General features: G+C 75.8%; 17 protein-coding genes. 7 read left to right on the top strand and 10 right to left on the bottom strand.

Annotated features, from left to right (window positions below; genetic code table 11):
* The first annotated feature begins 17 nt into the window (after nt 1–17).
* On the top strand, nt 18–584 hold the full coding sequence (locus tag OG767_RS16915; RefSeq protein ID WP_405089433.1) for a hypothetical protein: 567 nt from the start codon (nt 18–20) through the stop codon (nt 582–584).
* Between the two features lie 13 nt (nt 585–597).
* On the opposite strand, the gene OG767_RS16910 is transcribed toward OG767_RS16915, so the two are convergent.
* Nucleotides 598–1,479 (bottom strand): NAD(P)H-binding protein, encoded by an 882-nt coding sequence (locus OG767_RS16910; protein ID WP_405089432.1) that lies wholly within the window; start codon nt 1,477–1,479, stop codon nt 598–600.
* Nucleotides 1,480–1,542: 63 nt separating this feature from the next.
* Between OG767_RS16910 and OG767_RS16905 the strand changes: the two genes are divergently transcribed.
* Entirely contained in the window at nt 1,543–2,157 is a 615-nt protein-coding gene (locus OG767_RS16905; protein WP_405089431.1) for a TetR/AcrR family transcriptional regulator, read from the top strand.
* Between the two features lie 28 nt (nt 2,158–2,185).
* Here the strand turns inward: OG767_RS16905 and OG767_RS16900 are convergent, their stop codons facing one another.
* Nucleotides 2,186–2,662, bottom strand: coding sequence for a DUF1992 domain-containing protein (locus tag OG767_RS16900; RefSeq protein ID WP_405089430.1), 477 nt, complete (start codon nt 2,660–2,662; stop codon nt 2,186–2,188).
* Nucleotides 2,663–2,774: 112 nt separating this feature from the next.
* Here OG767_RS16900 and OG767_RS16895 point away from each other — a divergent pair, with 112 nt between their 5' ends.
* The gene (locus tag OG767_RS16895) at nt 2,775–3,170 is read left to right on the top strand and encodes a YkvA family protein (RefSeq protein WP_405089429.1); all 396 of its coding nucleotides are present in this window, start codon (nt 2,775–2,777) and stop codon (nt 3,168–3,170) included.
* A gap of 4 nt (nt 3,171–3,174) precedes the next feature.
* On the opposite strand, the gene OG767_RS16890 is transcribed toward OG767_RS16895, so the two are convergent.
* Both OG767_RS16890 and OG767_RS16885 read right to left on the bottom strand, forming a co-directional pair.
* Nucleotides 3,175–3,723: a GNAT family N-acetyltransferase gene (locus OG767_RS16890; protein ID WP_405089428.1), complete on the bottom strand. Its 549-nt coding sequence runs from the start codon at nt 3,721–3,723 to the stop codon at nt 3,175–3,177.
* 49 nt (nt 3,724–3,772) lie between these two features.
* Complete coding sequence (locus OG767_RS16885; RefSeq protein ID WP_405089427.1) at nt 3,773–5,779, bottom strand: beta-galactosidase; 2,007 nt, start codon at nt 5,777–5,779, stop codon at nt 3,773–3,775.
* A gap of 114 nt (nt 5,780–5,893) precedes the next feature.
* Between OG767_RS16885 and OG767_RS16880 the strand changes: the two genes are divergently transcribed.
* The 4 genes from OG767_RS16880 to OG767_RS16865 all read left to right on the top strand — a co-directional run bounded on the left by OG767_RS16880 (nt 5,894) and on the right by OG767_RS16865 (nt 13,224).
* Nucleotides 5,894–8,227, top strand: a complete 2,334-nt coding sequence (locus OG767_RS16880) for a TIM-barrel domain-containing protein (RefSeq protein ID WP_405089426.1) — start codon at nt 5,894–5,896, stop codon at nt 8,225–8,227.
* A gap of 80 nt (nt 8,228–8,307) precedes the next feature.
* Entirely contained in the window at nt 8,308–9,555 is a 1,248-nt protein-coding gene (locus OG767_RS16875; protein ID WP_405089425.1) for an ROK family protein, read from the top strand.
* A 238-nt stretch (nt 9,556–9,793) separates the two neighbouring features.
* The gene (locus OG767_RS16870) at nt 9,794–12,214 is read left to right on the top strand and encodes a beta-glucosidase (RefSeq protein WP_405089424.1); all 2,421 of its coding nucleotides are present in this window, start codon (nt 9,794–9,796) and stop codon (nt 12,212–12,214) included.
* Complete coding sequence (locus tag OG767_RS16865) at nt 12,211–13,224, top strand: LacI family DNA-binding transcriptional regulator (protein ID WP_405089423.1); 1,014 nt, start codon at nt 12,211–12,213, stop codon at nt 13,222–13,224. Before OG767_RS16870 ends, OG767_RS16865 begins: the two co-directional genes overlap by 4 nt.
* 11 nt (nt 13,225–13,235) lie before the next feature.
* Here the strand turns inward: OG767_RS16865 and OG767_RS16860 are convergent, their stop codons facing one another.
* The 6 genes from OG767_RS16860 to OG767_RS16835 all read right to left on the bottom strand — a co-directional run bounded on the left by OG767_RS16860 (nt 13,236) and on the right by OG767_RS16835 (nt 18,566).
* On the bottom strand, nt 13,236–13,925 hold the full coding sequence (locus OG767_RS16860; protein WP_405089422.1) for a hypothetical protein: 690 nt from the start codon (nt 13,923–13,925) through the stop codon (nt 13,236–13,238).
* A gap of 8 nt (nt 13,926–13,933) precedes the next feature.
* Complete coding sequence (locus tag OG767_RS16855) at nt 13,934–14,530, bottom strand: response regulator transcription factor (RefSeq protein ID WP_233219694.1); 597 nt, start codon at nt 14,528–14,530, stop codon at nt 13,934–13,936.
* Nucleotides 14,531–14,571: 41 nt separating this feature from the next.
* Nucleotides 14,572–15,813, bottom strand: a complete 1,242-nt coding sequence (locus OG767_RS16850) for a histidine kinase (protein ID WP_405089421.1) — start codon at nt 15,811–15,813, stop codon at nt 14,572–14,574.
* A gap of 104 nt (nt 15,814–15,917) precedes the next feature.
* A complete protein-coding gene (locus OG767_RS16845; protein WP_405089420.1) occupies nt 15,918–16,427 on the bottom strand; it encodes an NUDIX hydrolase in 510 nt (169 codons plus the stop codon).
* Nucleotides 16,428–16,437: 10 nt separating this feature from the next.
* Nucleotides 16,438–17,262 (bottom strand): SDR family NAD(P)-dependent oxidoreductase, encoded by an 825-nt coding sequence (locus tag OG767_RS16840; protein ID WP_405089419.1) that lies wholly within the window; start codon nt 17,260–17,262, stop codon nt 16,438–16,440.
* Nucleotides 17,259–18,566: a flavin-containing monooxygenase gene (locus OG767_RS16835; RefSeq protein WP_405089418.1), complete on the bottom strand. Its 1,308-nt coding sequence runs from the start codon at nt 18,564–18,566 to the stop codon at nt 17,259–17,261. The genes OG767_RS16840 and OG767_RS16835 overlap by 4 nt, the downstream gene beginning before the upstream one ends.
* Between the last annotated feature and the right edge of the window lie 20 nt (nt 18,567–18,586).

Raw genomic sequence — 18,586 nt, 5'->3', positions numbered from 1 at the left:
GCTCCCACGGGTCCGGGATGACCGGCGCGGACGTCCGCGCCGCCGCCGCCGCGATGACCGCCGTGCTGCTGCCGGCCGTCGGCCGGGACTGGACGGTACGCGCGGGCGATCTGGACTGGTCCTGCTGGACCACGACCGCGCACGTCGCGCACGACCTGGCCGGGTACGCCGGTCAGGTGGCCGGCCGCCCCACCGACGGCTACCTGCCGTTCGACCTGCGGGTCCACCCCGACGCGCCACCGGCGCGGGTGCTGACCGTGGCGACCGCCGCCGCCGGGATGCTCGCCGCGCTGGTGGACACCGCCGACCCGAACGACCGGGGCTGGCACTGGGGGCCCTGCGACCCGGGCGGCTTCGCCGCGATGGGGGTGGCCGAGATCCTGCTGCACACCCATGACGTGACCCGCGGTCTCGACGTGCCCTGGTCACCGCCGGCCGGCCTGTGCGCCGGGGTGGTGCGACGGCTGTTCCCCGACGCGCCCGCCGGTGCGCCGGCGCCGGTGCTGCTCTGGCTCACCGGCCGGGCCCCGCTGGGCGACCGGCCGCGCCGGACGTCGTGGACGTGGCGGGCCGCGCTCGACTGAGGAGCGCGCCGGTTCAGGTCGCCGGGTCGGCCGCTGCGGTGAACGCCGTGACGTGGTCGGCGGCCCACTGACGGAACGTGCGCGCCGGCCTGCCGAGCAGGTGCGACACCGTGGTGGTGACGTGCGCCGGATGCCCCAGGGTGGCGCGCCACGCGGCCAGCAGCATGTCCACGGCGGGACGCGCGGCCTCCGGGGCCTGGCGACGGAACTCGTCGGGCGACAGGTCCTCGAACGCGATCGGCCGGCCCAGGGCGGCGCCGATGAGGCTGACCTGTTCGGCCTGGCTGAGCGACTCGGGGCCGGTCAGGACGTGGTCGCCGCCGGCGTGCCCGGTCCCGGACAGGACCCGCGCGACGACCGCGGCGACGTCCCGGTCGTCGACGGGGGCGGTCTCGGCCGCGCCGTACGGCCACCGGACCACCGCGTCGCGACGGATCGCCGGGGCCCACCAGTGCAGCGCGTTGGAGGCGAACATCCCCGGCCGGACGATCGTCGCGTCGAGACCGGTCGCCGCGATGAGCTGCTCGATGCGGGCGTGCAGCGTCGCCATCGGGTTCGGCTGCTGGAAGAACGGGTGCGGGGTGCGGTGGGGCGCGGACAGGTAGACGACCCGTCGCGGGTGGGCGGCCAGCCGGTCGACGACGGCCGGCGCGGTGTGCGGCGGGGCGGTCCAGACCAGGAAGACGGCGCGGACGGCGGTCAGGGCCGCGTCGAGCGACGCGGGCACGGTGAGGTCACCGGTGACGATCTCGACGGTGGTGGGCAGGGTGGCCGCCGACTCGGGGCGGCGGACGAGGGCGCGGACCGGCACGCCCGCGTCGACCAGTTGATCGATCACGGCGCGCCCGATCCGGCCGGTCGCCCCGGTGACGAGCACCGCGTCTGTACGTTCCATGCCCGCCATCGAACCGTTACCCGGTTAAAAACGCAACCCGGTAACTCTTGTTACCCTCACGCGGTGAGTGAGTCGGGCGGGCTGCGGGCCCGCAAGAAGGCGCAGACCCGGGGCGCGATCGCCGACGCCGCGATCGCGCTGTTCCTGGCGCGCGGGTTCGAGCAGGTTTCGGTGTCCGACATCGCGGCGACGGCCGAGGTGTCGAAACCGACCCTGTTCCGCTACTTCGCGACCAAGGAGGACCTGATCCTGCATCGGTTCGCCGACCACAACGGTGAGGCCGCACGCGTGGTACGCGACCGTCGGCCCGACGTCCCGCCGATGACGGCGCTGCACCGGCACTTTCGGGCCGGCCTCGACCGCTTCGAGCCGGTGACCGGCCTCAACGATCATCCCCAGGTGGTGGCGTTCCACCGACTGGTGTTCAGCACGCCGAGCCTGGCCGGACGACTCATGCAGTACCTGCTCGACGACGAGGAGGCGTTGGCGGCGGCCCTCGGCCCGGGCATCGGGCCCCGACTGCTGGCCGCCCAGGTGATCGCCGTGCACCGCGTGCTGGCGCGCAACAACTGGCAGAAGATCGCCGACGGGCGGGCCGCGCACGAGGTCCATCCGGAGGCGGTCGTCGACGCGGACCGCGCCTTCGCCGGACTGGGCCGGGCGGCCGGCGACTCCTGACGCGCTCTGCGGCGACCCGCGGTCGGGCTCAGCGACGCCACCAACGCCACCGGCGGCGGGCGCGGGCCGCCGGCGGGGCGGGCGGCGCCGGCTCGACCGGCGTCGCGGTCACGACACGCTGCTGCCGGTCGGCCCGCCACCGCCGTACCGCCTCGTCGACGTTGACCGGGCGGACCACCACCCGAGGGCCGGTCGGGGCACGCAGCCAGGCCACCACCTCGGCGTTGAGCGCCGCCACGTACGACCGGACCGCGTCCTCGGAGGGCAGGTCGCGCAGCTCGGCGGGAAGGTGTTCGACGCGCCGGCGCAGTTGCAGCGGAGTGGGCAGCATCAGGTCGGACGGGATCTGCTCCCGCTCCAGGAAGCTGCGGATCCACCAGCCCTCGTCGTAGGGCTGGTCGCGGCCCGGGATCGGTTTGCCGGCGCCCGGCAGGTTGTCGAACTCGCCGCGTTCCTGCGCCGAGCGGATCTGCGCCTCGACCGCGGCCTCCCAGCCTGTCGTCACCGCCGTCACCTCCCGCTCCCACCGTATCCGTCGGCTGCCGACCATGGTCAGCGTCGCAGCGCGCGGACGTGTTCCCGGCGCGTAGTGTTCCGCCGACGAAAGGAGCGGCGACGTGCGTGACTGGCTGATCGGCCTCGGCGTGGCGACCGGGTGCCTGGTCGCGAGCTGGGCGGTGCTGGTGCTGGCGGCCCGGCGGCTGCCACCCGGCCTGTTGCGTGACCTGGCCGCGTTCGTGCCCGACTGTCTGACCACGGTGCGGCGGCTGCGCCGGGACCCGCGCGTGCCGCGCCGGGCCCGGATCGCGATCGTCGTCGCCGGGGTGTGGCTGGCCAGCCCGATCGACCTGATCCCGGAGTTCCTGCCGGTGATCGGCCCGCTGGACGACATCGTCGTGGTGGCGCTCGCGTTGCGCTACGCCGGGCGGCAGGTGCCCCGGCAGGTGCTGCTCGACGCGTGGCCGGGCGAGCCGCGCCTGTTGCTGCGCCTGCTCGGCCCGGCCGGGCGGTGACGGCTCAGGGCAGCCGGCGTACGTGCCGGTGGCCGTCGCGGGGAAACGGCGGGCGGGCCGGCAGCACCTCGACGAAGGCGTACCCGCTCTTCTGCGCGACCCGGCAGGAGGCCGGGTTGTCGACCTGGTGCAGCAGTTCCAGGCGGGTCAGGCCGCCGGCGGCGAAGCGGGCGAACGCCCAGCCGGTGACCGCGTCGACGGCCCGCGGTGCGACGCCCCGGCCACGGGCCGGGGCCGCGGTCCAGTAGCCGACCTCGGCGGCCGGCCGCCCGGGCTGGACCTCCTTGAGCACCACGCAGGCCACCAGCCGCTCCCCCGACGGGGTGTCCTCCAGCACCGCGAAGCTGAACCGGCGCCCGGCGGCCCAGCCCTGCCGGGCCCGGCGCAGGAACGCGCGCGCCTCGGCGCGGGTGGTCACCGGGAACCGGGTCCAGGCGCGCAGCACCGGGTCCCGGTAGGCCTCCAGCAGGGCGTCGGCGTCGCCGTCGCGCCACGGTCGCAGCAGCAGGCCGGGCGCGGTCGGGGTGGCGGCGGCGGACAACACGACGGACATCGTCCGAGTGTCGCGCGTCACCGGGGGTGAACGCGAGGCCGGCACGCGGTCAGCGCGGCGGTTCGCGCAGCACCGCCACGCCGCCGGGCCCGACGGTCACGTGCTCGTCGACCGGCTCGCCGGTGAGCAGCTCGTGCCCGGCCGCGGGCACCCGCTGCGGGCGGTCGGTGTGGTTGAGCAGGAACAGCCAGCTCTGGTCGCCGTCGCGGCGGCGGACCGCCTCGACGCCGGGCGGCGCCGGGCAGGTCGGGGTGACGCCGGCGAGCCGGGCCGCCTCGACGAGCAGCCGGCGGTACGTGTCGTCGTCGGGCCGGGTGGAGACGTACCAGGTGCGGGCCGCGCCGACCCGGTGCCGGGTGACCGCCGGGCGGCCGTCCAGCACCCCGCCGATGTACGCGGTGACCTGCTCCGCCCCGGCCAGGTGCACGGTCTCCGACCAGATCCGGCCGTACCCGCCGCTGGTCAGTGGCACCCGTTCGTCGTCGGCGAGCGGGTGGAACTCCTCCACCCGCACGCCGAGCAGGTCGCGGTAGGCGCCCGGGTAGCCGCCGAGGCGGACGCGGGCGTGTTCGTCGGCGACGCCGCTGAGCCAGGTGACCAGCAGGTGCCCGCCGGCGTGGACGTGTCGGCGTACCCAGTCGACGGTGGCGTCGGAGGCCAGGTAGAGCGCGGGCAGCACGAGCAGCCGGTGGCCGTCGAGCGGGTCGCCGGGCGTCACCAGGTCGGCGGTGAGGCCGGCGTGCCACAGCACCCGGTGCGCGGCGGCCACCTCGCCCGGGTGGTCGAGGCCGTCGCGGGGCATCCCCGGGTGGCGCAGCGCCCAGCCGCTGGCGGCGTCGTGGGCGATCGCGACGTGTGCCTCCACCTGCCCCGTCGCGGTGCCGGCGAGCCGGCCGAGCGCGGCGCCGAGGTCGGTGGCCTCCCGGAAGACCCGGGTGTCCGCGCCGGCGTGCGACACCACGGCGGAGTGGAACCGTTCGGCGCCGCCGGCCGGGGCACGCCACTGGAAGAACATCGTCCCGGCCGAGCCGCGGGCGACGTGCGCGAGGCTGTGCCGGGTCATCCGGCCCGGTTCCTTGGTGTGCATCCGCCCGGTGACGTGGATCTGGTTGGGCGCGCTCTCCATCAGCAGCCACGGCGCGGGACGGCCGGCGCCGTGGCGGGCCCAGCCGCGGGCCAGGTCGGCGGCGAGCGCGGTCTGCTCCTCCGCGCCGCCGTCGATGCGGTCCGGGTAGTGGTCGACGGCCACCAGGTCCACCTCGCGCGCCCAGCGGGCGTGGTCGACCGGCACCCAGTCGCCGAGCACGTGGTTGGTGGTGACCGGCACCGCCGGGTTCGCCGCCCGCAGCATGTCCCGCTGCTCGGTGTACGCGGACAGCAGCGTGTCCGACCAGAAGCGGCGGAAGTCGAGCAGTTGGCCGGGGTTGGCCAGGTACTGGGTGGCGCGGGGCACGCCGACCTGCGCCCAGTCGGAGTAGTGCTGCCCCCAGAAGCTGGTCACCCAGGCGTCGTTGAGCGCGTCGAGGTCGGCGTACCGGCCGGTGAGCCAGCGGCGGAACGCCGTCTCGGCGTGGTCGCAGTGGCAGGTGGTGCCGTACTCGTTGTGCACGTGCCACAGGGCCAGCGCCGGGTGGTGGGCGTACCGGGTGGCCAGCACGTCGGCGATGGTCCGGGCCGCGGTGCGGTAGGCGGGCGCGGCGGCGCAGTAGGTGTCGCGGCTGCCGTGGTGCAGGCGGACGCCGTCGGCGGTGACCGGCATGGCGTCCTGGTGGCGCAACGTGAACCAGGGCGGCGGGGACGCGGTGGGGGTGGCCAGGGCGGCCCGGATGCCGGCGGCGTGCAGCAGGTCCAGCACCTCGTCCAGCCAGTCGAGGGTGTAGTGGCCGGGGGCGGGTTCCAGGCGGGACCAGGCGAACACGCCCACGGTGACCAGGTTGACCCCGGCCGCGCGCATCAGGGCGACGTCCTCCGACCACACCGCCGGTGGCCACTGCTCCGGGTTCCAGTCTCCGCCGTAGCTCAGCCGACCGTCGCTCCACAACGCTTTAGTTGTCATCCCCGTCAAAGTAGGAAGAGGTGAGGATGAAAGTCAATGCGACAGATCATTGACAGTTAGTTGTGGTTCCCAAGAAACTTGCGGGGCCGCCCGTGTCGCCGCGAGGAGACGCCCATGCCGTACCGCCCGCCCCTGGTCCCGTACGAGACGTTCGTGGCCGACCCACCCGACCTGCCGGTGCGCGCCCCCGGCGAGGAGGGCGCCGACGACGTGCTGCGGGCCGAGGTGGCCGCGGTCGACCCGCACGGGGTCACGCTCACCGCCACCTGCTCCTCCGGCCGCACGCTCGTCGCGCGCGTCGAGGCCGCCGGGGACGGGATCATCCGGGTACGGCTCACCGACGACCTCTCGGTGCGCAGCCGCTCCGCCCGGGCGCTGACGCTGACCCGGCCCGTACCGCACCCGGCCGAGGTCACCGTCGACGACGCGTACGCCCGGGTGGACGCCGGCGGCGTGCGCGCCGAGATCCGCCTCGACCCGTGGGGGCTGCGCTTCCTCGACGACGACGGTCGGCTGCTGGTGGCCGCCGACGGCGGCACCCGGGACATCAGCGGCCGGCGGCGCACGCTGCCGCTGGGTCGGTCCACCCTCGACGGCGACCCGGTCGCCTGGCACGAGAGCTTCGTCGCCCCCGGCGACGAACGGTTCGTCGGCTTCGGCGAGAAGTTCACCCCGCTGGACAAGCGCGGCCAGCGACCGTTGATGTGGAACTTCGACGCGTTCGGCGGCGAGTCCGACCGGTCGCACAAGAACGTGCCGTTCTACCTGTCCGACCGCGGCTACGGCGTGCTCGTCGACAGCGGCCTGCCGGTGCAGTTCGACGTCTGCGCCAGCACCCACAGCAGCGTGCAGATTCTCGTCCCGGACGACCTGCTCGACTACTACGTGCTGGCCGGCCCGACCCCGGCGCGGATCCTGGACCGGTTCGACGCGCTGACCGGCCGGCCGTACCTGCCGCCGCGCTGGGCGTTCGGGGCCTGGATCTCCTCCGGGTTCTTCCCGGACAGCGAGCAGCGGGTGCGCGAGCGGGCCCGACTCATCCGGGAGCGGGACGTCCCGTGCGACGTGCTGCACCTGGACTGCTACTGGCAGGTCGCCGGCCGCTGGTCCGACCTGCGCTGGGACGAGCAGGCGTTCCCCGACCCGGCCGGCCTGCTCAAGGACCTCGCCGAGGCGGGCTTCCGGGTCTGCCTGTGGATGAACCCCTACCTGATGACCGACAGCCCGCTGTACGCCGAGGCCGAGGCCGCCGGATACTTCCTGCGCCGCCCCGACGGCGACACGTACGTCGCGGACACCTGGCACGGCAGCTACCCGGTCTGCGCCATCGTGGACCTGACCAACCCGGCGGCGGTGCGCTGGTTCCAGGGCCTGCTGCGACCGCTGCTGGCCCAGGGCGTCGCGGTGTTCAAGACCGACTTCGCCGAGGGGGTGCCCGCCGACGCGGTGGCGCACAACGGCATGACCGGCGTCGAGCTGCACAACGTGTACGCGCTGCTGTTCAACGACGTGGTCGCCGACGTCACCGAGGAGGTCGCCGGGCACCGCACGGTGTGGGCGCGCTCGTCGTACCTGGGCGGGCAACGGCACAGCGCGCAGTGGAGCGGCGACGTCAACGCCACCTGGCCGGGCATGGCCAGCACGCTGCGCGGCGGGCTGTCCCACGGGCTGTCCGGGGTGCCGTTCTGGAGCCACGACACCGGCGGCTTCCACGGCACGCCGGAGCCCGACCTGTACGTGCGTTGGACGCAGTTCGGCGCGCTGTCGCCGCTGGTCCGGCTGCACGGCACCACCAGCCGGCTGCCGTGGGACTTCCCGCCGGAGGCGGAACGGCACGCGGTGGCGGCGCTGCGGCTGCGCTACCGGCTGCTGCCGTACCTGTGGTCGGCGGCGGTGGACGCGGCCCGCACCGGCAGCCCGATGCTGCGGGCGTTGCTCGTCGACACCCCGGACGACCCGACCGCCTGGGCCACCGACCTGCAGTACCGCCTCGGCGTCGACCTGCTGGTGGCGCCGGTGCTCGACCCGGGCGGGGAACGCGCCGTCTACCTGCCCGCCGGCGACGACTGGCTGGACGCGGCGACCGGCCAGCGCCACCCCGGCGGCCGGCACCTGCGGGTGCGGGCGCCGCTCGACCGGCTGCCACTGTACGTGCGGCGCGGCGCGCTGATCCCGACGGTGGCGCCCGCGCCCACCGTGGCCGAGGGCCCGTTCCGCGACGTCACGCTGGTGTCGTGGGGCGGGACCGACGGCGTGACGGTGGTCCGCGACGACGACGGCGACAGCACGGTCACCGCCGTCCGCGACGGCGACACGCTGCGGGTACGCGTGGACGGGCCGCTGGACGTGCGCCGGGTCAGCGTGGTCGGCGCGGACGCGCCGCGCCGGGTCGTGCTCGACGGCGAGCCGATCCCGGTGACCCCGTTCGCGCCGTGGTTCGGCGGCTGAGCCGCCCGGCGGGCACCGTGCCGATTTAGTTTAAGCTTTGGCCGAACCCGACGGACGGCGGCGCAGGAGGCGGACAGCACGTGATCAGCATCGACCGGTCGGTCCAGACGGCCGACCTCGGCGACGTGCGGGTCGCCAACCGGGCCGTGGTGCTGCGGCACGTGCGGCGGCACGCGCCCTGCTCCCGCGCCGACGTCGCCGCCCGCACCGGCCTCAACAAGGCGACCGTCTCCAGCCTGGTCAGCGAGCTGATCGAGCACGGGCTGCTGCGCGAGACCGGGCTGACCGAGAACCGGGTGGGCCGCCCGGCCACCATGCTCGTGCTCGACGGCGCCCGCCACGTCGGGCTCGGCCTGCAGATCGGCGCCGACGAGCTGGTCGTGGTCGCCGCCGACCTGAGCGGCGAGCGGCTGCTCACCTGGCGACGCGCCTTCGCCGCCGCGCTCGCCGGCCCCGACGAGACGGTACGCGCGCTCGCCGCGCTCACCCGACGGGCGGTCACCCGGGTCACCGGCGCCGGGCGCACGGTGCTCGGCCTCACCGTGGGCGTGCCCGGCCTGGTGGACGCCGACGGCGCTGTCCCGCTGGCCCCCGCGCTGGGCTGGCGCGGCGTGCCGCTCGCCGCCGAACTGCGCCGCGCGCTGCGCGACCCGGGTTTCCCGATCGGCGTGGACACCGACGCCAACCTCGCCGCCTCGGCGGAGCTGCGGCACGGCCCGTACGCCGGCACCGCCGACCTGATCCACCTCACCGGCGGGCTGGCGGTCGGCGCCGGCCTGGTCAGCGGCGGCCGGCTGCTACGCGGTGGCCGGGGCTTCGCCGGCGAGGTCGGCCACCTGCCGGTCCTGGCCGGTGCTTCCCCGGCCGCGACCGCGGGGCTCACCGACCCGGCGTGCCGGTGCGGGCGCCGTGGCTGCCTCGCGTCGCTGGCCGGCGTGGACGCCGTGGTGCGCCGCCTGCTGCCCGACGCCGCGCCGGACGCGCCGGTCACCGACTACCTCCCGGAGATCGACCGGATCCAGGCGCTCGCCCGCGCCGGCGACGAGCCGGTGCGCACCGGGCTCACCGAGATCGGCCGGCAACTCGGCCGTGCGGTGTCCGTCCTGGTCGATCTGCTCGACCCGGAGGTGGTCGTGGTGGGCGGCCACCTGGCGACGCTCGCGCCGTGGCTGCTGCCGGCCGCCCGCGCCGAACTCGCCGCCCGCACGCTCGCGCCGCCGGCCGGGGTCCGGCTGGAGGCCAGCACGCTCGGCTCCGCCGCCAGCGCGTTGGGCGGCGCCACCGCCGCCCTGGCCACCGTGGAGGCCGGGCAACTACCCGCCGTCTGACCCTTGACCGCGCCGGCCCCGGATGCCAACCTCGGTAGCGCCGCTTCCGGACCGGGCAATCCGTGGGCGGCCTGTTTTCCGGCGGTTGTCGAAGCGCTTCACCGCAGCTCCGGGCCGACCCGCCGGCCGACCACCCCACCCCCTTTTTTCGCGTGCGTGCCACCGTCCTCACCACCCGGCCATCGAAGCGCTTCGATGGCCGGGAGTGTGACCCGCACGCCCACCGGAGGCGCCCGCCATGACCGACCCCATCCCCCACCGCGTCGACGACCTGCTCGCCCGCCTCACCGTCGGAGAGAAGCTCGGCCTGCTGCACCAGTGGCAGGCGCCCGTCCCCCGGCTCGGCCTGCCGGGGTTCCGCACCGGCACGGAGGCGCTGCACGGCGTCGCCTGGCTCGGCGAGGCCACCGTCTTCCCGCAGGCGCTCGGCCTGGCCGCGAGCTGGAACCCGGACCTGATCGCCGCCGTCGGCGCCGCCGTCGGCGACGAGGTCCGGGCCAAGCACCGCGCCGACCCCGACCGGGTCGGCCTCAACGTGTGGGCGCCGGTGGTCAACCCGCTGCGCGACCCACGGTGGGGACGCAACGAGGAAGGCTGGTCCGAGGACCCCTGGCTCACCGGCCGGCTCGCCACCGCGTACGCGTCCGGGCTGCGCGGCGCGCACCCCACCCGGCTGCGGACCGCGCCGACGCTCAAGCACTTCCTCGGCTACAACAACGAGACCGACCGGGCGCTCACCTCCAACGACCTGCCGCCCCGCGTGTTGCACGAGTACGAGCTGCCGGCCTTCCGCGCGCCGCTGGCCGCCGGCGCGGCGGTCGCCGTGATGGCGTCGTACAACCTGGTCGACGGTGTGCCGGCGCACCTGAGCCCGCTCATCGACGGCGAGCTGCGCGGCTGGGCCGACGACGAGGTGATGGTGGTCGGTGACGCCGGCGCGGTCGGCAACATCGCCGGCATGCAGGAGTACCTGCCCGACCACGTGGCCGGCTTCGCCGCCGCGCTGCGCGCCGGCGTGGACAGCTTCACCGAGGACGACGACGACCCCCGCCCCACCGTGGACCGGCTCACCGAGGCGCTGGCGCGCGGGCTGGTCGCCGAGTCCGACGTGGACCGCGCGGTCCGGCGGATCCTGTCGGTCCGGCTGCGCCTGGGCGACCTGGACCCGCCCGGCCACGACCCGTACGGCGACGTGCCGGCCGACGTGGTGAACTGCCCGGCCCACCGGGAACTGGCCCGCGAGTCGGCCCGCCAGTCGGTCGTGCTGCTGTCCAACGACGGGCTGCTCCCGCTCGCGCCCGACCGGCGGGTCGCGGTGCTCGGCCCGCTCGCCGACACGGTGCTCACCGACTGGTACAGCGGCACCCTGCCGTACGCGGTCAGCGCGTTCGAGGGGCTGCTCGGACGGCTGCCCGAGGTCGCCACCCACCCGGGCGTCGACCGGATCACGCTGCGGGTCGGCGACCGGGCCGTCCGGTGCGTCGACGGTGGGCCACTGACGCTCGCCGACGCGGCGCCCACCGAGTTCGACGTGGTCGACTGGGGGCAGGGCGTGGTGGCGCTGCGCGCGGCCCACCACGGCCGGTACGTGGGCGCGGACGACACCGGGGCGCTCGTCGACGACCGTCCCGGCCCCGGCGGCTGGGTGGTCCGGGAGACGTTCCGCCCGCGGCACCGCCCCGACGGCACGGTGCTGCTGCACCACCTCGCCACCGGCCGGGACGTCGGCGTCGACCCGGCCGGCCGGCTGAGCGTCGCGGTCGGCGAACCCGCCGCGTTCACGGTGGAGCTGCGCGTCGACGGCGCGGCCGAGGCAGCCGCGCGGGCCGCCGCCGCCGACGTGGCGGTGGTGGTGCTCGGCAACCACCCGATGGTCAACGGCCGGGAGACCGAGGACCGGGTCGACCTGGACCTGCCGACCGGCCAGCTCGACCTGCTGCGCGCCGTGCACGCCGCGAACCCGCGTACCGTGCTGGTGCTGACCAGCAGCTACCCGTACGCGGTGGGCTGGGCCCGGGAGCACCTGCCGGCGGTGCTGTGGAGCGCCCACGGCGGACAGGAGCACGGCCACGGGCTGGCCGACGTGCTCCTCGGCGACGCCGACCCGGGCGGACGGCTGACCCAGACCTGGTACGCCGACACCGCCGAGCTGCCCGACCTGCTCGACTACGACGTGATCGGCGCCGACGCCACCTACCTCTACCACCGGGGCGAACCGCTGTACCCGTTCGGCCACGGGCTCAGCTACGCCGAGTTCGACTACGCTGACCTCCGGTTGAGCACCGCCACGGCGCACACCGACGAGGAGGTGGAGGTGAGCGTCGAGGTCACCAACACGGGCCGCCGCCCGGGCACCGAGGTGGTGCAGCTCTACACCCGGCAGCGGCGCTCCCGGGTCAAGCAGCCACTGCGGCAGCTCCGCGACTTCGCCCGGGTCACCCTGGAGCCGGGGTGCACGGCCCGGGTGACGCTGCGGCTGCGTACCGCCGAGCTGGCCTGGTGGGACGCCACCCGCGGGGCCATGGTGGTGGAGGACGCCACCCACTCGCTGCTGGTGGGCCGCTCCGCCCGGGACATCCGGCTGGTGGGCGCGCTCGCCGTGCACGGCGGCGACGGGGCGGCCACGTCGGCGGCGGAGCGCTCCGGGACGGCCCGGTGAGCGGCCGCGCCGCCGGCGAGCAGGTCACCATCGCCGACGTGGCCCGCCACGCCGGGGTGGCGGCGAGCACCGTGTCGTACGTGCTCAGCGGCAAGCGGACCATCTCGGCGGCCACCCGGGGGCGGGTGCTGGCCAGCGTCCGCGCGCTGGGCTACCACCCGAACGCCGGGGCGCGTGCCCTGGCCAGCCGCAAGGCCAACGTGATCGCGTTGGTGCTGCCGCTGCGTACCGGCATGCAGGTGCCGGTGGTGATGCGGTTCGCCACCGCGGTGGTCACCACCGCCCGCCGCCACGACCACGACGTGTTGCTGGTCACCGCCGACGAGGGGCCGGCCGGGCTGCACCGCATCGCCGGCAGCGCGCTCGTCGACGGCGTGCTGCTGATGGACGTGGAGCTGGAGGACTCCCGGGTGCCGCTGCTGCGGGAGCTGGCGTTGCCCGGCGTGCTGATCGGGCACCCGGCCGACAGCACCGGGTTGGCCTGCGTGGACCTGGACTTCCGGCGGGCCGGGGAGCTGTGCGTGGAGCACCTGGCCGCCGCCGGGCACCGGCGCGTCGCGCTGCTCGGCGCCCCGGCCGCCGTCTACGACCGGGGCACCGGGTTCGCCCACCGGACCCGGGCCGGCGTGACGGCCGCGGCCGAGCGGCTCGGCGTCGACGCGGTGACCCGGCCCTGCGAGGAGGGACCGGCGGCGGTACGCCGGGACCTGGCGGCGTTGCTCACCGACCACCCCGACGTCACCGGCCTGGTGGTGCAGAACGAGTCGGCGGTCGGGCCGGTGCTGGCCGCGCTGCCGACGCTGGGCCGGCGGGTGCCGCAGGACGTCGCGGTGGTCGCGATCTGCCCCGACGAGCTGGCCGAACCGTCCGGGTTGACCTGCGTGCCGGTGCCGGCCGAGGAGGTCGGCCGGCAGGCGGTGACGTTGCTGATGCGGCGGCTGGGTGACGAGCCGGTGCCGGAGGTGACGCTGCTGGAACCGACGCTGACCGTACGCGACACCAGCCGGTGAGCCGGCCCTGGTCAGCCGCCCTGCAGCAGGAGCAGGAACGGCGGGCCGGGGTTCACCACGGTGGACACGTTGGCCGCCACGACCACCAGCGCGGCCACGGCCAGCACGGCCAGCAGCAGGCTGAGCCACCGGCGTGGCCGCCACGACCGCACCGCGAGGCCGGTCAGGGCGGCGGCCAGGAGGCCGACCAGCGTGCCCTTCACCACGTGCCACCGCACGTACTCGTCGAGCATCACGCCCAGCGGGGGCGACACCGGGCCGTGGTCGAGCTGGTCGCGGACCTGGGCCAGCACGACCAGTCGGGTGTCGGCGGGGCCGGCCGTCAGATGCGGCAGGAGCGTGCCGAACGGCGACACGGCCCCCTGGACATTGGCGATCAGCAGCACCGCCGCGGCGAGCGCGAGCGCCCCGAGCGGCAGCCGGAACCGTCGGGCCCGGTAGGTCAGCGTCACCAGCACCGCGAGCAGCGGCACCGCGATCAGCACCCGGATCAGGTGGTAACGGAACTGGTGGTCGACGGCGTGTTGGAGGTCGGGCGGGAAGTCCGTGCCGCCCGCGGACCAGTAGGCGAGGAAGGCGCGCGGGAAGTCGTCGAGCCGGTCGGGACCCAGCGCGAGCGGGGCGAGGAAGAACGCGGCGGTCAGGACGACGGCCATGGCGCGGAGCCCGACGTCGCGACGCCGGGCGGTGGGGGTGGGCAAGGGAACTCCTAGTCGGATCGGCTGCGCAGGTAGGCGAGCACGGCGAGGACCCGCCGGTTGGTGTCGTCGCTCAGCGGCAGGTTCAGCTTGGTGAGGAGGTTGCCGATGTGCTTGGCGACACCGGCCTCGGTCAGGGACAGGATCCGGGCGGTGGCCGCGTTCGAGTGACCCTGCGCGATCAGGCTGAGGACCTCGCGTTCGCGGGCCGTGAGCTGTCTGAGCGGGTCGCGGCGGCGTTGCATCAGTTGCCGGACGACCTCGGGGTCGATCACCGTGGCGCCGTCGGCCACCCGGCGCAGGTGCCCGGCGAACTCGGCCACGTCGCCGATGCGGTCCTTGAGCAGGTAGCCGATGGACCGGCCGGAACCCGAGGCGAGCAGCTCCCCGGCGTAGCTGTGCTGCACGTACTGGCTGAGGGCGACCACCGGGAGCCGGGGGTCCTCGGCGCGTAGCGAGACGGCGGCCCGTAACCCCTCGTCGGTGTGGTTCGGCGGCATCCGGACGTCGGTGACGACGAGGTCCGGGCGGTGCTCGTGGACGGCGGCCAGCAGCGCGGGGGCGTCCCCGACCGCGGCGGCGACCTCGATGCCGAACCGGGGCAGCATCGCGGTCAGCCCCTCCCGCAGCAGCACCGAGTCCTCCGCGATCACGACGCGCACGGCAGCTCCACCCGCAGGATCGTCGGGCCGCCGGGCGGGCTCGACATCAGCAGCCGGCCGCCGGCCGCGGCGGCCCGGTCGGCGAGCCCGGTCAGCCCGGACCCGCGTCCGGGGTCGGCGCCGCCGCCGCCCTCGTCGCGGACCTCGACCACCAGCCGCTCGGCCGCGCGCCGGACGGTGACGGTGACCTCGCTGGCGGCGGCGTGCTTCACCGCGTTGGCCAGGGCCTCGGAGATCGCCGCGTACGCGACCGCCTCGACCTCCGCCGGCAGGCGGGCCGAGGCGACGTCGACGCGTACCTCCAGGCAACTCGCCGCGGCCAGTTCCTCCACCGCGGCGCGCAGGCCCAACTCCCGCAGGGTACGCGGGCTGATGCCGCGGATCAGGTTGCGCAGCTCGGCCATCAGCGTCTTGGCCTGCTCGTGCGCGGCGTCCATCGCGGCAGCGGCCGGCGAGGACGGCGGCAAATCGAGCCGGGCCATCCCGATCTGCATGGTCAGGGCGACCAGGCGCTGTTGGGCGATGTCGTGCAGGTCCCGCTCGATGCGCAGCCGTTCGGCGTCGAACGCGTGCACCAGCCGGGTCCGGGACCGGGCCACCTCGACCAGTTCCTCGGACCGCTCCGGATACAGCAGCATCCGGGCCAGCGCGGCGTGCGCGCCGCCGAACAGCGCGGTCAGGTAGAGCAGGGCCGGGATCAGCAGCAGGCCGCCGCCGGCGCGCGCGACGATGCCGAGCAGCGAGTCGGCGACCGAGATCCGGTGTTCCACCGACACCGGCGTCGACACGACGAGCAGCCCGACGATCCCGAGCACGCCGAGCCAGAGCGGTCCGACGACGCCGAGCAGGACCATGTAGGCCACGGCCCGCCAGGTGGCCGGGTCGGTGTAGAGCGCGCCGCGGCGCCCGGGCGGCGGTGGGGTGTCCCCGGCGAGCCGCAGCCGCCACCGCTCGGCCCGGGCCAGGGAGAGCGCCAACTGCGGCCCCAGCAGCGCGAGCAGGCCCACCCCGATCAGCCCGAGGCAGGCCGCCACGATCAGGTAGCCGCTGGTCCGCCCGGCGTGCAGGAGCACGGCGGCCGAGATCAGCGGTGTCAGCGGCACCGCCAGCACGAGCCACAGCAGGCCGGCGGCGAGCGCCGTCGTGGCCGAGTAGGCGAACCCACGCCACGGCCAGGCCGAGACCAGGAACCGTCGCCCGGTCACCGCCCTGAGCAGCGTGTCTGTCATGTGCCCAGGCTAGGGGGCGGTCGTCCGCCGCCGACAGCGCGCTGGGGCGACCCTCGGGGTAGACCTGGCACTACCAGCGGCGGTCCCAGGCCCGGGCGTGCCGGTCAGAGGCTGTCCGGGCGGCACAGCGCCGGGTGCCGGGTGCCTGGCGCCGCGTACCAGGGCGCGGCGTCGTCGGTCAGCGCGGTGCCGATCCGCAGCCGGGCCCAGTCGTCCAGGTCGGGCAGCGCGTCGGGGGCGAACCAGGCCACCGCGAGGGACTCGTCGCCGTCGGCGGTGGGTGTCCCGCCGACCGCCCGGCAGCGGAACCAGACGTTGAGGTACTCGCAGACGTCGCCGTTGGGGTAGCGCACGGGGTGGGTGGCCACGCCGGCCAGCCGCACGATCGTCACCTCGACGCCGGTCTCCTCGCGGACCTCGCGCACCAGCGCGTCAGCGGGCTGCTCGCCCGGGTCGACGGTGCCGGCGGGCACCGACCAGCGGCCGTTGTCGCCGCGTCGGGCCAGCAGCACGCGTCCCACATCGTCGGTCACCACGGCGCTGATCCCGTAGAGCATGAGCAGGTCGTGGCCGACATGCTGGCGCAGCCGGGCGACGTACGGCGACACGGGCATGGTGGGCAGGCTACCGGCCGCCCGGCCGGTGCCGGCGGACCATCCCGGCGGCCAGCGCCGCGTCGTCCAGGTCACCGGCGGCGACGCGCCCGGCGACGGCACGCCGCACCAGCCGGTCGGCCAGGCCCGGCGCGTGCCGGGCCACCGCCAGTTCCAGCCGACCCCGTCGGGTGGTGGCCACGTCCCGGGGCGCGCGGCGGGCGGCGGCGGCGCGCAGGATCGCCGCGACCACGCCCTCGACCGGCTCGGGTCGGGACACGCCGCGCAGCGACAGGCCGGCCGCGACGGTGCTGTCGTGGATCGGGGAGTCGACCATGCTGGGGTAGACGACGGTGACCCCGACGTGGGTGCCGACCTCGTGGCGCAACGCGTCGGCGTACGCGACGAGCGCGCGTTTGCTCACCCCGTACGCGGCCGCGAGGGGCAACGGCAGCACGGCCATCCGGCTGGCCACGAAGATCACCCGACCGTGGGCGGCCTCCAGGGCGGGCAGCGCCGCGGCGGTGGTCCGCCACGCGGCGAGCAGGTTCACCTCGATCTGCCGGCGTACCACCTCGTCGGGGGGCAGTTCGGCGGGGGCGGGCCCGCCGACGCCGGCGTTGTTGATCAGCAGGTCGAGCCCGCCGAGCCGGGTGACGGCGGCGGCCACCGCGCCGGGGGTGGCCGCCGGGTCGGTCAGGTCGACGCCGAACACCGGTGGCATGGCGTCGACGTCGGCGTGCAGGTCCAGCCCGACCACGTGCGCGCCGGCGGCGGTCAGCGCGGCGCCGAGGTGTCGACCGAACGTGCCGCGGGCGCCGGTGACCAGCACCCGCCGGCCGGCCAGCGCGTTCACCGGGCCGCTCCGGCCCGGCGCCGTCCGGCGGCCAGTTCCCGGCGCAGCTCGGCCAGGTAGGCGTCGAAGTCGACGCGCATGTGCGGCCGGCGGTGTCCCCAGCGGGCGGTGGCGGCGTGCAGCTCGGCGCGGCAGGCGGCGGCCTGCCGCTCCGGCGCCGGTGGTGTCCAGGTGCCGGCCAGGCGGGCGGCGACCAGCCGGGCCTGCGCCTCCAGCAGCGGAAACGCCGCGCCGGTGGACTGCATGAGCCCGACGAACGCCAGCCCGGGGGCGTCGAGGTGGAACACGTGCCGGTACAGCGGCAGCCGGTCGGCGCCGTCGCCGAGCAGGTCGGCGTCGAGGAACGGCACCGTCACCCGGTAGCCGGTGCACCACACCACCAGGTCGACGGCGTCGACGCGGCCGTCGGTGAACTCGACGCGGTCGCCGGCGAAGCGGGCGATGCCGGGCCGGGCGTGGATGTCGCCGTGGGTGAGGCGGGACAGCAGCGCGTCGGAGAGCGTCGGGTGGTCCTGGAGGAAGCCGTGCGTCGGGGCGGGCAGTCCGTAGCGGGTGGGCGGGCCGACGACGGTGGTGAGCATGCGCTGGCTGATCCGTTGCCGCAGCCGCCAGGGCAGCCGGCGGGCCAGCGCCCCGTTGAGCGTGTCGGCGGGACGGCCGAGCAGGTACTTGGGCACCACCCAGACGCCGCGGCGCAGCGACAGCAGCGTGCGGGTGGCGGCGTACGAGGCGTCGACGGCGATGTCCATGGCCGAGTTGCCGCCGCCGACCACGAGGACCCGCCGGCCGGTGAGCTGTTCCGGCCCGCGGTAGTCGTGGCTGTGCAGTTGTTCGGCGGCGCACTCGCCGGGGTACGGGTCGGGTCGGTGCGGCGCCCGGTTGTGCCCGTTGGCCACCACCACCGCCTCGACGTCGACCTGCACCGGGCCGTCCGGGCCGGTGGCGTGCACCCGCCAGCCGTCGCCGGCGCGGGTGACCCGGTCGACGGTGTGTCGCAGCCGCACCGACGCGCGCAGGCCGAACCGGTCGGCGTAGTCGCCGAGGTAGCCGGCGACGCGGGTGTGGTCGGGGTAGTCGGGCCAGTGCGCCGGCATCGGGTGGTCGGCGAACTCGGTGCGTGCCTTGCTGGTGTTGAGGTGCAGCGTCCGGTAGGCCGGGGAGCCGGGCGCGCCGTAGACCCAGAGGCCGCCGACGGTGTCGGCGGCCTCGAACGCGACCGCCGGCACGCCGACGTCGGCCAGTGCCTTGAGCGTGGCCAGTCCGGCCGCGCCGGCGCCGACGACCGCCACCCTGGGTGCTGCCATGCCCGCCTCCATTAATCCAA

The organism is Micromonospora sp. NBC_01392 (genome assembly GCF_045040125.1).
Classification (GTDB): domain Bacteria; phylum Actinomycetota; class Actinomycetes; order Mycobacteriales; family Micromonosporaceae; genus Micromonospora.
The sequence above is the reverse complement of the archived record's forward strand: the minus strand, read 5'-3'. Positions and strand labels throughout refer to the sequence as shown.

Bases quoted from the DNA above. Each gene is read 5' to 3' on its own strand.
- OG767_RS16850 (WP_405089421.1), bottom strand. From the start codon at position 15,813: ATGACAGACACGCTGCTCAGGGCGGTGACCGGGCGACGGTTCCTGGTC.
- OG767_RS16845 (WP_405089420.1), bottom strand. From the start codon at position 16,427: ATGCCCGTGTCGCCGTACGTCGCCCGGCTGCGCCAGCATGTCGGCCAC.
- OG767_RS16885 (WP_405089427.1), bottom strand. From the start codon at position 5,779: ATGACAACTAAAGCGTTGTGGAGCGACGGTCGGCTGAGCTACGGCGGA.
- OG767_RS16855 (WP_233219694.1), bottom strand. From the start codon at position 14,530: ATGCTGCCCCGGTTCGGCATCGAGGTCGCCGCCGCGGTCGGGGACGCC.
- OG767_RS16910 (WP_405089432.1), bottom strand. From the start codon at position 1,479: ATGGAACGTACAGACGCGGTGCTCGTCACCGGGGCGACCGGCCGGATC.
- OG767_RS16915 (WP_405089433.1), top strand. From the start codon at position 18: ATGACCGGCGCGGACGTCCGCGCCGCCGCCGCCGCGATGACCGCCGTG.
- OG767_RS16870 (WP_405089424.1), top strand. From the start codon at position 9,794: ATGACCGACCCCATCCCCCACCGCGTCGACGACCTGCTCGCCCGCCTC.
- OG767_RS16880 (WP_405089426.1), top strand. From the start codon at position 5,894: ATGCCGTACCGCCCGCCCCTGGTCCCGTACGAGACGTTCGTGGCCGAC.
- OG767_RS16890 (WP_405089428.1), bottom strand. From the start codon at position 3,723: ATGTCCGTCGTGTTGTCCGCCGCCGCCACCCCGACCGCGCCCGGCCTG.
- OG767_RS16835 (WP_405089418.1), bottom strand. From the start codon at position 18,566: ATGGCAGCACCCAGGGTGGCGGTCGTCGGCGCCGGCGCGGCCGGACTG.